This is a genomic window from Flaviflagellibacter deserti (genome assembly GCF_042652085.1).
GTDB classification, from domain to species: domain Bacteria; phylum Pseudomonadota; class Alphaproteobacteria; order Rhizobiales; family Methylopilaceae; genus Flaviflagellibacter; species Flaviflagellibacter deserti.
This window is the reverse complement of record NZ_JBHSJF010000006.1, coordinates 888213-901169: the sequence shown is the minus strand read 5'-3', so window position 1 is coordinate 901169 and position 12957 is coordinate 888213. Positions and strand designations below refer to the sequence as shown.

12 protein-coding genes and 1 pseudogene are annotated in these 12957 nt (G+C 64.9%); 7 read left to right on the top strand and 6 right to left on the bottom strand.

Annotated features, from left to right (window positions below; all coding sequences use genetic code 11):
- Positions 1–257 precede the first annotated feature (257 nt).
- Positions 258–1511, top strand: coding sequence for a formyl-CoA transferase (gene frc / locus ACFPFW_RS11405; RefSeq protein WP_114958001.1), 1254 nt, complete (start codon positions 258–260; stop codon positions 1509–1511).
- Positions 1512–1685: 174 nt separating this feature from the next.
- Positions 1686–1972: pseudogene (locus ACFPFW_RS11400) on the top strand (GIY-YIG nuclease family protein).
- Positions 1973–2154: 182 nt separating this feature from the next.
- Here ACFPFW_RS11400 and ACFPFW_RS11395 read toward each other — a convergent pair.
- The 5 genes from ACFPFW_RS11395 to ACFPFW_RS11375 all read right to left on the bottom strand — a co-directional run bounded on the left by ACFPFW_RS11395 (position 2155) and on the right by ACFPFW_RS11375 (position 6578).
- On the bottom strand, positions 2155–2928 hold the full coding sequence (locus tag ACFPFW_RS11395; protein ID WP_114957899.1) for a fumarylacetoacetate hydrolase family protein: 774 nt from the start codon (positions 2926–2928) through the stop codon (positions 2155–2157).
- A 27-nt stretch (positions 2929–2955) separates the two neighbouring features.
- Positions 2956–4374 (bottom strand): pyruvate kinase, encoded by a 1419-nt coding sequence (pyk, locus tag ACFPFW_RS11390; RefSeq protein WP_114957900.1) that lies wholly within the window; start codon positions 4372–4374, stop codon positions 2956–2958.
- Between the two features lie 35 nt (positions 4375–4409).
- On the bottom strand, positions 4410–5708 hold the full coding sequence (locus ACFPFW_RS11385) for a glycerate kinase type-2 family protein (protein WP_114957901.1): 1299 nt from the start codon (positions 5706–5708) through the stop codon (positions 4410–4412).
- Positions 5709–5808: 100 nt separating this feature from the next.
- Entirely contained in the window at positions 5809–6270 is a 462-nt protein-coding gene (gene queF / locus ACFPFW_RS11380) for a preQ(1) synthase (RefSeq protein ID WP_114957902.1), read from the bottom strand.
- A gap of 134 nt (positions 6271–6404) precedes the next feature.
- Entirely contained in the window at positions 6405–6578 is a 174-nt protein-coding gene (locus tag ACFPFW_RS11375) for a ribosome modulation factor (RefSeq protein ID WP_162799739.1), read from the bottom strand.
- 255 nt (positions 6579–6833) lie between these two features.
- Between ACFPFW_RS11375 and ACFPFW_RS11370 the strand changes: the two genes are divergently transcribed.
- The gene (locus tag ACFPFW_RS11370; protein ID WP_162799740.1) at positions 6834–8507 is read left to right on the top strand and encodes a methyl-accepting chemotaxis protein; all 1674 of its coding nucleotides are present in this window, start codon (positions 6834–6836) and stop codon (positions 8505–8507) included.
- Positions 8508–8569: 62 nt separating this feature from the next.
- On the opposite strand, the gene ACFPFW_RS11365 is transcribed toward ACFPFW_RS11370, so the two are convergent.
- A complete protein-coding gene (locus ACFPFW_RS11365; RefSeq protein WP_114957905.1) occupies positions 8570–8773 on the bottom strand; it encodes a hypothetical protein in 204 nt (67 codons plus the stop codon).
- Positions 8774–9136: 363 nt separating this feature from the next.
- Between ACFPFW_RS11365 and adh the strand changes: the two genes are divergently transcribed.
- From adh to ACFPFW_RS11345, 4 genes are all read left to right on the top strand, one after another.
- A complete protein-coding gene (adh, locus tag ACFPFW_RS11360; protein ID WP_114957906.1) occupies positions 9137–10654 on the top strand; it encodes an aldehyde dehydrogenase in 1518 nt (505 codons plus the stop codon).
- 60 nt (positions 10655–10714) lie between these two features.
- A complete protein-coding gene (locus ACFPFW_RS11355; protein WP_114957907.1) occupies positions 10715–11068 on the top strand; it encodes a DUF779 domain-containing protein in 354 nt (117 codons plus the stop codon).
- A gap of 281 nt (positions 11069–11349) precedes the next feature.
- Positions 11350–11727 carry a hypothetical protein gene (locus ACFPFW_RS11350; RefSeq protein WP_114957908.1) on the top strand — a complete coding sequence of 126 codons (378 nt, stop codon included), beginning with the start codon at positions 11350–11352 and terminating at the stop codon, positions 11725–11727.
- A 267-nt stretch (positions 11728–11994) separates the two neighbouring features.
- Positions 11995–12834 (top strand): hypothetical protein, encoded by an 840-nt coding sequence (locus ACFPFW_RS11345; protein WP_162799741.1) that lies wholly within the window; start codon positions 11995–11997, stop codon positions 12832–12834.
- Positions 12835–12957: the final 123 nt, after the last annotated feature.

The window sequence follows — 12957 nt, the reverse complement described above, 5'->3', positions numbered from 1 at the left end:
AAGCCGACCCTGATCAACGCCGCCATCGACCCGGAAGCAGGTTCCGAATCCGGCAATATCGGAAACCTCAACCCGCAATCCGTCGTCAAAAAGAAGAGCGTCTGAGACGGACTGAGATATCCGCTGGCCGAAAGGCTGGCTTCATTCCGCCCGGAAAAGCCTTGCTTCTGCCGGGCGGAATGATCACTTCCTGACCCAGCACCGGAAGGTCGGGGCGTCAGGAACAACGCAAACCTTGAAAGGGAATGGATCGACAGATGACGAAGCCACTCGAAGGTATAAAGATCATCGACTTCACGCACGTCCAGGCTGGTCCGGCGTGCACGCAGCTTCTGGCGTGGTTCGGCGCTGACGTGATCAAGGTCGAGCGTCCGGGCGCCGGTGACGTGACCCGTTCGCAGCTCCGCCACGTCAAGGACGCGGACGCGCTGTACTTCACCATGCTGAACTCGAACAAGCGTTCGCTGACGCTGGACACCAAGACCCAGCAAGGCAAGGAAGTCCTCACCAAGCTCATCCAGGAGTCGGACGTTCTCGTCGAGAACTTCGGCCCGGGCGCGCTCGACCGCATGGGCTTCTCCTGGGAGAACATCAAGGCCATCAATCCGGGCCTGATCGTCGCCTCGGTGAAGGGCTTCTCGGACGGCCACCACTACGAAGACCTGAAGGTCTACGAGAATGTCGCCCAGTGCGCCGGCGGCGCCGCCTCGACGACCGGTTTCTGGGACGGCCCGCCGACCGTGTCGGCCGCGGCTCTCGGTGACTCGAACACCGGCATGCACCTCGCGATCGGCATCCTGACCGCGCTGCACGCCCGCAACAAGAATGGCGGCAAGGGCCAGAAGGTCGCCGTCTCGATGCAGGACTCGGTGCTCAACCTCTGCCGCGTCAAGCTGCGCGACCAGCAGCGTCTCGACGCCATCGGCTACCTCGAAGAGTACCCGCAGTACCCGCACGGCACGTTCTCGGACGTCGTTCCGCGCGGCGGCAATGCCGGCGGCGGCGGTCAGCCGGGCTGGGTTCTGAAGTGCAAGGGCTGGGAAACCGACCCGAACGCCTACATCTACTTCACCATCCAGGGTCATGCCTGGGCGCCGATCTGCAAGGCTCTCGGCAAGGAAGAGTGGATCGAGGATCCGGCGTACAACACCGCCGAAGCCCGCCAGGACAAGATCTTCGACATCTTCGCCTTCATCGAGGAATGGCTGTCGGACAAGACCAAGTTCGAGGCCGTCGACATCCTGCGCAAGTTCGACATTCCGTGCGCGCCGGTCCTGTCGATGAAGGAGATCGCCAACGACAAGTCGCTCCGTGAGAGCGGCACCGTCGTCGAGGTCGATCATCCGAAGCTCGGCAAGTACCTGACCGTCGGCAGCCCGATCAAGTTCTCGGACCTGAAGGTCGAGGTCACCGCCTCGCCGCTGCTCGGCCAGCACACCAACGAAGTGCTCGCCGACCTCGGCTACAGCCAGGAACAGATCGCCCAGCTTCACGAAGCCAAGGCCGTCTGAGCCTTAGGGTTCTGAATGATTGAAAAGGGCCGCCGAGAGGCGGCCCTTTTTGTTTGTCCCGTTTCCCCGGAGCGCGTGCGCGAAGCGCATCGCGAGATCCAGCGCTCCTCGCGGCGAAGCCGCACTTTATCTATTGAGCGCCTGCGGCGCGTTTATGCGTGACCAGAAGGCGGTTTGGGGCGCTTCTGGGTCTATCTTCTCGCGAGCGGCAGGAACGGCACGCTTTATGTGGGCGTGACGAACGATCTGGCGTGCCGGATGTACGAGCATCGCGAGGGGCTGGCCGAGGCGTCACCAAGACCTCCGGCGTGACCATGCTGGTTTTGGCCGAGAACTATGCCTCGATCCTCGAAGCGCGGGCGCGCGAGGCGCAGCTCAAGAAATGGCGGCGCGCGTGGAAGATCGCGCTGATCGAGGAGAGCAATCCCGGCTGGCGGAATCTCTACGGGGAGATGCTGTGAGCCGTTTCCCGGTCGGGGTGTGCGTAGCGCATCCCGAGAACCGGGACCGTGTATTTGCGAAGCTCTTTAGTTATTGAGCGCCTGCGGCGCGCTTATGCGCTGGGCCCCGGATCGGCGTGCGTTTCGCGCACTTGCCCGGGGGACGTCATCATCCTTCGGCGAGCCGAAGGATGACGTCCAGATCACAGCTCGACCGTGTTGGTCAGCGTGCCGATGCCCTCGATCATGATCTCGACCGTGTTCACCGGCTCCTTCATCGAGCCGACGCCGACCGAGGTGCCGCATTCGATCAGGTCGCCCGGGTTGAGCGTCATGTCGTGCGAGAGCAGCGAGACGAGCTTCGCGGCCGGGAAGATCATGTCGGCGATCGGGTAGTTCTGGCGCTCCTGACCGTTCAGGACCGTCTTCACCACCAGCGTCTCCGGCTTCACGTCGGTCGCGATGACCGGGCCGAACGGGCCGAAGCCGTCATAGCCCTTGGCGCGCGCCCATTGCGGGAAGGTCGGGTCCCTGGTGATGATCGCTGCGGCGGTGATGTCGTTCACGCAGGTGTAACCGAAGATGTGGGCGGCGGCCTCTTCCTCGGAGATGCGGGTCGCGGTCTTGCCGATGATGATGCCGAGCTCGCCCTCGAACACGACCGGGCCCTCATAGCCCTTCGGCTTCCTGACGACCGCGCCGGGCGTCGTGACCGACGAGATCGACTTCAGGAGGAACAGCGGCTCGGCGGGTTCCGCGACCTGGAGCTTGGCCGCGAGCGCGTGGAAATTGTTCCACATCGCGATGATCTTGGTCGGCTCGGTCGGCGCCAGCAGCGACACCGACGACAGCGCGACGGTCTCGCCGGTCGGCGTGGCGCCGTCGAACATATCGCCGGAATGGACGGTGATGCTGTCGCCGTCGAGCGTTCCGAACGCGGTCTTCCCCTGATGGGTGAAGCGAACCCATTTCGCCATTGGCGTTTCCCCTAACTATTTATGCGGTCAGACGCCGCCGACCTGGAAGATGCGGAGCAGGTTGGTGGTGCCCGACTGCGCGAAGGGCATGCCGGCCGTCACCGCCATGATGTCGCCGTCCTTGGCGACGCCGTTCGACTTGGCGACCTCGGTCGCGAAGGCGACGATCTCCGACACCTTCTCGATGTCGCGGATGACGACGGGGGTGACGCCCCAGACGCAGGACATGCGGCGTGCCGTCTCGATGCTCGGCGTCAGCGAGAAGATCGGGACGAGCGGACGCTCGCGCGCGGCGCGCAACGTGGTCGAGCCCGAGGTCGTGTAGGTCGCCGCGGCGGTCAGCGGCAGCACGCTCGCGACGGTGCCGAGCGAGGCGCAGATCGCGTCGGCGATCGTCGCGCGCGAGCCCGGATGCGAGTTGAGGATCAGGCGCTTGTACTCCGGATCCTTTTCGACGTTGGCGACGATCTTGCTCATCATCGTCACGGCCTCGATCGGGAACTTGCCCGAGGCGCTTTCGGCCGAAAGCATGACGGCGTCCGCGCCCTCATAGACGGCGGTCGCGACGTCCGAGGCCTCGGCGCGCGTCGGTGTCGGCGAATGGATCATACTTTCCAGCATCTGCGTCGCGACGACGACCGGGCGGCCATACTGGCGCGACAGCTTGATCATGCGGCGCTGCACGGCCGGGATCTCTTCCGGCTGCATCTCGACACCGAGATCGCCGCGGGCGACCATGATGGCATCGGATGCCTCGACGATCTCTTCCAGGACGTCGACGGCGGCCGGCTTCTCGATCTTCGACATGATCAGCGCGCGGCCGCCGATCAGCTTGCGGGCATCGTGCAGGTCCTGCGCGGTCTGGACGAAGGAGAGCGCGACCCAGTCGGCACCCATACCGAGACCGAATTCGAGGTCGCGGCGGTCCTTCTCGGTGATGACGTCGAGCGGCAGGACGGCGCCGACGACGCTGACGCCCTTGCGCTCCGACAGCACGCCGCCGGTGATGACCTTGCCCACCGCGTAATCCTTGCCGTGCTCCTGCACCTCCATGCGGATCTTGCCGTCATCGAGGAGGAGCTGCACGCCCGGGCGGGCGGCTGCGAAGATTTCCGGGTGCGGGAGGTAGGCGCGGCTGACGTCGCCCGGCTTCGGATCGAGGTCGAAGCGGAACAGCGCGCCGTTCTGGAGCGTGACCGGGCCGTCGGCGAAGGTGCCGACGCGGAGCTTCGGGCCCTGCAGATCGAGAAGGATGCCGATCGGTTTGCCGGTTTCCTTTTCGAGCGCGCGGATGGCCTCGAAACGGGCGCGATGGTCGTCGTGCGTGCCGTGGCTCATATTGAGACGGAACATGTCGACGCCGGCCTCGAACAGGGCGCGGAGCTGTTCCGGGCTCGAGCTGGCCGGGCCGACGGTGGCAACAATCTTGGCTTTGCGATCACGCATGCGATCTCGCGGGGTCCCGACCCCGCCTCCCTTCTTCAGTCAGTGATAAGGATGGCGCGGAAGTCGTTGACGTTGGTCAGCGTGGGTCCCGTCGTCACAAGGCTGTCGAGCGCGGAAAAGAAGCCGTAGCCGTCATTGTCCGCGAGTTTGAGTTTGGCGCTGACACCCTTGTCGGCTGCGCGCGAGAGGGTGTCGTCGAGCGCGATCGCGCCCGCATTATCCTCGCTGCCATCGATGCCGTCGGTGTCGGCCGCGAGCGCGTGGACGCCCTTCAGGCCGTCGAGCGCGACGGTGAGCGCGAGGAGGAATTCGGCGTTGCGGCCGCCGCGACCCTTGCCGCGCACGGTGACCGTGGTCTCGCCGCCGGAGAGCAGCACGCAGGGCTTTTTTGCCGGCTGATCGTACTGGACGACCTGACGGGCAATACCGGCCATCACGCGCGCGACCTCCCGCGCCTCGCCCTCGATGGCGTCGCCGAGGATGATCGGCGTCAGGCCGGCCTGACGGGCGACCTCGGCCGCCGCTTCCAGCGACATCTGGGGCGTCGCGACCATTTTGAGGCTCGCGCGCGACAGCTTCGCGTCGCCGGGCTTGATGCTTTCGCCGACGCCACGTTCGAGATGTTCGATCGCCGCGCGGGGCTCCTCGATCTTGTATTTGCGGACGATCGCGAGCGCGTCGGCGAAAGTGGTACGGTCCGGGACGGTCGGGCCCGAAGCGATGACGGACGGGTCGTCGCCGGGGACGTCGGAGATCAGGAGCGAGACGACGGTCGCCGGCCAGGCGGCGGCCGCGAGGCGGCCGCCCTTGATCGCCGAGAGATGCTTCCTGACGCAGTTCATCTCGTCGATCGAGGCGCCGGAGGCGAGGAGCGCTTTGTTGAGCGCCTGCTTGTCGGCGAGCGTCAGGCCTTCGGCCGGAAGCGCCATCAGCGCCGAGCCGCCGCCGGAGATGAGCGCGATGACGAGGTCGTCCTCGTTGAGGCCCTGGACTTTTTCGAGGATCCGGCGCGCGGCGTCCTCGCCGGCGGCGTCAGGCACCGGATGCGAGGCCTCGACGATCTCGATCCTGTCGCAATGGACGGCGTGGCCGTAGCGGGTGACGACGAGGCCCTCGAGCGGGCCGGTCCAGTTGTCCTCGACGGCCTTGGCCATCGCTGCGGAGGCCTTGCCTGCTCCGATCACGATGGTGCGGCCCTTCGGGATCGGCGGCAGATGCTGCGGGACGATGACCGACGGCAATGCCGCCGCGACGGCCGCGTCGAACATCGCGCGCAGCTTCTCGCTCGGAGCGGAACTGGATGTAATCTGAGCTGGGACGTGGCCCGGTGCCATGGAGACCTTCCACCAGGGGAGCCGCCTTAGTGGCGGAAATGGAAATATTTTTCAACCGGCCTCATACCAAAGGCCGAGTATGTCGCGGAGGCTCCTTTTATCAGCCTCGGCCGCGATAGGAAGGGACCCCCTGATCGGGTACCCAGGTGCCTTCCGGGACCGCGCCGAACTGCCAGAAAACGTCGATCGGGATCCCGCCGCGCGGATACCAATAGCCGCCGATGCGCAGCCAGCGCGGCTTCAGCGTCTCGACGAGCTTCTTGCCGATGCCGACGGTGCAATCCTCGTGGAAGGCGCCGTGGTTGCGGAACGAGGTGAGATAGAGCTTGAGCGACTTCGATTCGACGAGCCAGGCGTCGGGCACGTAGTCGATCATCAGATGCGCGAAATCAGGCTGGCCGGTGACCGGGCAGAGCGAGGTGAATTCCGGCACGGTGAAGCGTGCGACGTAATCCGTGTCCGGATGCGGGTTTGGCACGCGCTCGAGCGTCGCGGCATCAGGAGACGCGGGCGTCTCGGTGGCGCGGCCGAGCTGGGTGAGGGTCGTGGTGTCTGTCGTCATGGCGGCGTTCTAGCGCCGCTCGGCCCGCGAGGCGAGAGCGGCGCGCTCACGCCTCGGATCACGCTTCACGCGATCGGGCCGGCCCGGACACGGATCGTGTGCGGCTGCCGCCGGATGCACCCTCCGGACGAGCGTCATGCGTCCGTGGGGATCTCGCCGTCCTCCTCGAAATCGTGGACGAACTGCCATCCCTCGAACCATTCCGCATGATCGCGGGTGCCCTGCTCGTAAGGATTGTCCTGAGCCTGCCGGCCTTCAGCCGCTGCCGCTCGCCCCTGTTGGAAGGCAGTGGTCGGTTTGGTGTTCATGATCGAACCTCCCGCAACCGATGAACGCGGAAGGCAGTCCGCCGGGTTCATCGTTTTCGAAGCGCGAGGCGAATTTTCGATATGCCAGCCGAATGTGATCTCAAGCCGTTCCGACCCTACCGCGCGGTTAGGGTCGTTTGCGACTTGCGGATCGTTCCCCTCCTGGTCGCAAAGTCGTCCCCCTACACGTAAAATTATCTATGAGTTAGGAATTTTTCTCCAGGATTCCGTAGGGAAATGCGCGGGGAGCATGCGATGGGCAAGGGGTCGATTGCGAGGCAGCTTTATCTGATCGGTGGGCTTGGCGGGATCGCGCTGTTCGGGATGATCGTCTACGGCGGTTATGAATCCCATCGGACCGCGATGGCCTACAAACAGGCCGAGCTTCAGCACATCGTCGAAAGTGCCATCGGCCTTGCCGACGGCTTCGCCAAGCGGGCGGAGGCCGGCGAAATGACGACCGAGGAAGCGCAGAAGGCAACACTCTCCGCGATTGCATCGATGCGCTATGCCGGCACCGAATATCTTTGGGTCAACGACATGCATCCTCGCATGGTGATGCATCCGATCAAGCCTGAACTAAACGGCAAGGACCTCACCGAGAACAAGGATCCGAACGGCAAAAGGCTGTTCGTCGCCTTCGTCGACGAGGTGAAGGCGCACGGCGCGGGAACGGTCGATTATCTTTGGCCCAAGCCCGGCGAAGCGGCTCCGGTGGCGAAGACGTCCTACGTGAAAGGCTATCCGCGCTGGGGCTGGGTCGTAGGGACCGGCGTCTATATAGATGTTCTCCAGGCTCAGGTGTGGCGGGAGATTTTCGGACAGGCCGCGGTCGGCGGACTTCTTGTCCTTTGTCTGTTCGGCGCGGCCACGCTGCTTATCCGCTCGGTCACGAAGCCGCTCGGGCGGATACGCGATGCGATGCTGCAAATGGCGCGCGGAGAAGACGCCGTCATCGGCGATACCGACCGGTCGGGCGAAATCGGGGAAATGGCGCGGGCGCTCGTCGTGTTCCGCGCCAATGCCGCCGAGAGAGTGACGCTCGGGGAGCAACAGGAGGCGAGCCGCAGCGCCGCGCTCTCGCGCCAAGCCGTGGTGGATGCGGCGATCGCGAGCTTTCGCCAGGACGTCCAGCGTCTCCTCGAGGCGATGACCGAGAACGGCGCGGCCATGCAGTCGGCCGCCCGAGATCTCGATCAGGTCGCGAGTGCCACTGTCGAGCAAGCGGGCGCCGCGGCCCAGGCATCCGACACGGCGACCGGGAATGTCCAGATCGCGGCGGCAGCCGCGGAGGAACTGGTCTCCTCCATTCAGGAGATCACGGGCCAGATCGGCCGGACGAGCAGGATTGTCGGCCAGGCCTCGGAAGAGGTGCGGCGCACGAATTCGACCGTCGCGAGCCTCAGCGAGGCGGCGGCGCGGATCGGCGATGTCGTCTCCCTCATCCAGGACATCGCCGCACAGACCAACCTTCTCGCGCTCAACGCCACGATCGAGGCAGCGCGCGCCGGGGAAGCCGGCAAGGGGTTCGCCGTCGTCGCGCAGGAGGTCAAGACGCTCGCCAACCAGACCGAGCGGGCGACCGGAGACATCTCGACTCAGATCGGCGCCATCCAGACCGCCTCGCGCGAGGCGGTGGACGCCATCCGGGAGATTTCCGCGACGATGGAAGAGGTCGACCGTTCGACCAATGCGATCGCCGCGGCGGTCGAGGAGCAGGGCGCGGCAACGTCGGAAATCAGCCGCAGTGTCGCGAACGCGGCCCTGGGCACCACCTCCGCGAACGCCCATATCGGTGACGTTTCGTCAGCGGCAGACCGGGTGTCGGGGTCGTCGACGAGCGTCGATCAGGCCGCGTCGGACATTTCCGCGCGCACGGCCGACCTCAGAAGTCTCGTCGATTCGTTCCTGACGAAGGTCGCGGCCTGATCCCCGGCGGGATCAGCTCGGGCGTTCGCTGATGGCGGTTGCGCCGGGATGGCTGCGAAGATTTATGACGCGGAGCTCTTTCCCGCCTCGGGTTCTTCGGCGTCGTCTTCCTCGTACTCGAACATCTCGTCGAGCGCGTCCTGGATGGTTTCCACGTCGTCGACGGAGGCGGTGAACGTGAACGTCGCGCCGTCGCCGGTCTCGAACGTCATTTCGATTTCGTCCTCGCCCTTGGCGTCGATCTGCAGGCTGGTGAATTTGGCCATGACGGTCTCGGTACTCTCGATGTTGGGATGTGGTGTCGAGCGACAGTGAGCCCACAACGTTGCATAGTTATGGCCGTTCCCGGCATCGCTGATGAAACGGCGGGTGCGAGTCGCGTCCGGGCGACCGCTCGACGCTGACTGCATCGCACAGAAGCCGCGCCATGCGCCAGGGCGGCTGGACACCGGCCGAAGCGCGCCCACATGATGGGTCAGCCGTGCGACGACGCATGACACAAAAACAATAGCGTATCGGCAGCATACAGGGCTTCGGTCCCGCCGGCGTGTCCTTTAACGACGCGCCCCCGCCACCGGACTCTCCTGCCGACAGGCTGCGTTTCGCGGCGTGTTTCGGGAGGAACAACAATGAACAAGGCCGAATTTTCTCGCAGCGCGAAATCGCCGTACTCCAAGCGTTACGGCAATTTCATCGGCGGCAAGTGGACCGATCCGCTGTCCGGCAAGTACTTCGACAATCCGTCGCCGGTGAACGGCCAGGTGCTGTGCGAGGTCGCGCGGTCCGACGCCCGGGACATCGAGGCGGCGCTCGATGCCGCGCATGCGGCCAAGGAGGCCTGGGGGCGCACCAGCGTCGCCGAGCGGGCGCTGATGCTCAACCGCATCGCCGACATCATGGAGGACAACCTCGAACTTCTGGCCAATGCGGAGACCTGGGACAACGGCAAGCCGATCCGCGAGACGAAGGCGGCCGACCTGCCGCTGGCGATCGACCATTTCCGCTATTTCGCGGGCGCGATCCGCGCGCAGGAGGGCGGCATATCGGAGATCGACCACGACACGGTCGCCTATCATTTCCATGAGCCGCTCGGCGTGGTGGGCCAGATCATTCCCTGGAACTTCCCGCTGCTGATGGCGGTGTGGAAGCTCGCTCCGGCGCTCGCGGCGGGCAATTGCGTGGTGCTGAAGCCGGCCGAGCAGACGCCGGCCTCGATCCTCCTCTTCGTCGACCTGATCGCCGACACCCTGCCGCCGGGCGTGCTGAACGTCGTCAACGGCTTCGGGCTGGAGGCCGGCAAGCCGCTGGCGTCCTCGCCGCGGGTCGCCAAGATCGCCTTCACCGGCGAGACGACGACCGGCCGGCTGATCATGCAGTACGCCAGCCAGAACCTGATCCCGGTGACGCTCGAACTCGGCGGCAAGTCGCCGAACATCTTCTTCAAGGACGTGATGGCCGACGACGACGATTTCTTCGACAAGGCGCTCGAAGGCTTCGCCATGTTCGCGCTCAACCAGGGCGAGGTCTGCACCTGCCCGAGCCGGGCACTGGTGCATGAATCGATCTACGACCGGTTCATGGAGCGCGCGATCACTCGCGTCGAGGCGATCGTCCAGGGCGATCCGCTCGACCCCGCCACGATGATCGGCGCGCAGGCCTCGACCGAGCAGCTCGAGAAGATCCTGTCCTATTTCGACATCGGCCGGAAGGAAGGCGCCGAGGTGCTGACGGGCGGTGAGCGCAACATGCTGCCGGGCGATCTCGCCGGCGGCTATTACGTCAAGCCGACAGTGTTCCGCGGCAGCAACCGGATGCGGGTCTTCCAGGAGGAGATCTTCGGACCGGTCGTTTCGGTGACGACGTTCAGGGACGACGACGAGGCGCTGGCGATCGCCAACGACACGCTTTACGGCCTCGGCGCCGGCATCTGGAGCCGCGACGCCAACCGCTGCTACCGGTTCGGCCGCGCCATCCAGGCCGGACGGGTGTGGACCAATTGCTATCACGCCTATCCGGCGCACGCGGCGTTCGGCGGCTACAAGCAGTCCGGCGTCGGGCGCGAGAACCACAAGATGATGCTGGACCATTACCAGCAGACCAAGAACATGCTGGTCAGCTACAGCCCCCAGAAGCTCGGCTTCTTCTGACAGACGGGCGGCGGCGCGATCGGCGCCGCCGCCGCTCCATTCAGCGACGGTGCGATAGAAATGGCGGACAAGGTAATCGCGACACCGGCGGCGCTCGGCCTGCTGGAGGAGATCGTGGCCGATCACGGCCCGGTGCTGTTCCACCAATCGGGCGGCTGCTGCGACGGATCGAGCCCGATGTGCTACCCGCAGGGCGACTTCATCATCGGCGATGCCGACGTGCTGCTCGGCCATATCGGCGGCATGCCGTTCTACATCGGCGGCCCCCAATACGAGATGTGGAAGCACACCGACCTGATCATCGACGTCGTGTCGGGCCGCGGTGGCATGTTCTCGCTGGATAACGGGCGGGAACGGCGGTTTCTGACGCGGTCGGAGGTGTGTGCGGTGCCGGGGGGCGATGCTGCGGAGTAAACGCCCTTTCTTCTGCTATGGCCTCGTGCGCCTTGAGCCGGTGCCGGTGAGCGGTCTGCTTGGTGGGCGGGCTGGAACTGAAACTGCACGGCGCTCGCCGCCTCACCATCGCCGCATGGCCGCCGTGGGAACCCTGCCGGCGTTCGGGCGCCGCGAGACGGTGCACATTTTCGGCGCGACATGACCACGGAATGACCATCCGACGCCCGACTTCCAACCGCGTTCGGCGTGTGAGGTGTCAGGATGGTCGCTGGTGACCATGCCCGAGGAAGGGAATCCCCATGCGCATGATCGCAATTCTGGCAGCGGGCGCCGCTCTCGCCTTCGCAACGGCGGCCAACGCGCAAGCGCCATCCGCGCAGCAGCCATCCGTGCAGCCTCCTACGGCCGCGCCGACATCTCCCCCCGCGGCGACCCCGACGATTCAAAGCATCGATATCGTCGATATGAATGAGTTGCCTGAATCCACACAGACGCAGGTCAACAAAGTGGTGGCACAGCGCGGCGACGGCGATCTTCAAAGGTTGCGCGCTTCGATCGACGCCTCCCCCAAAATCAAATCCGAGCTCGAAGCCAAGGGCCTGACCTCGGCCCACGTCATCGTAGCCAGCCTGGGGCCGGACGGTACGCTGACGCTGGTGACCAGGAAGGCCAGCTGATATTGGCAGTGGCGGACTTGTCCGCCACTTTCCACACCCGGCGACCAGCCACTGCCGTGAACCGAGCCTCATAGCGCCACAGGCACGACTCCGAGAAATGCCCCGGGCACAAAAAGGGGATGTCGTGGGTGCCAACAACGAAACGCAGTGACGCGATTACGATCGAAATCGATGCCACATGCGCTCGCGCGAATGGAACGATTGAGGTCAGAAACGACTCCGCAGGATGGGACGGCGTGAGCGCGCTCTTCCCTGTCGAGGCGTCGCGTGGCGACGAAGATCCAAGGCCAACGAGCAGGGCCGCCAGCCGGCTCTTGGCGCAAATTGAATGAAGGTATGCCCGTCGAGGTCGCTGGCCTGCGTTCTCGACTGAGAGAAGTTCAGTCCTTCATTCAGGAAGCGAAGGCCGCCGGCGAGGATCGGTTTGGTGTCCTTGCTCGACAAGAGGTGGAATCTTCTCGCTACCGAAAAAGCTTTGCCATTGCTGTTGATGGCTGGTGGGTGAGTAAGGGACTTTTGGGAGGCCAAAAGCGGCATCAGGTCCAGCTTGGTTATTTGCCGGAATGGATCGCCCACCAGTGTCAGCGTCCCCACGTCGCGCCGCCAGAGCCCGTGGTTTTTGTGGAGCTGGACACAGCGCTCAGCGACGAGGGCTTTGTGGACGTCGATGTCCTGGTTCGGGTGAACCAAGCGCTAGCAAGGCCAACCGAAACCAGTGCTGCGCGCATTGCCAAAACTGCCCGCCAACAATGCATGCCGGGCCTGAAGGTGCTCGCACGCGTGGCAATGGCCAAAGGTTATGACGATGAAGTGGCGTTGTTCGCCCGGATGGCGGACTATGTAAACACTCGTTCGTCGCGCCTGGGGCTTCATCCAGAACTGGACGTCGTTGGGCAGATCGTCGAGGCGGCGGTGGGACTGGCTCCGACCGACGAAGCCGTTCTCGCGGCGACGCGTTTGATCGCTGAAGACGACCAGGGCCTTGAAGAACTGTTTCGTTTCGCCCTGGACCTGTCCCGCGCCGGTGGCAAGGAAAGCGAGGCCGCAATAGCTGTCCTCAAGCGGGTCCTGGAGATGGCTCGCCAATGCCGGGCAAGGAGCAGTTGAAGTTCGGCCGTTAGCGGACCTGAAGAACAGGGGAACGCGCCCTGAAGGTGTGTGCGCCCCAGCGAACGGGCTCGCCCGAAAACGACAAAGCCGCGGTTTCCCGCGGCTTCTGTTCGGGCTGAC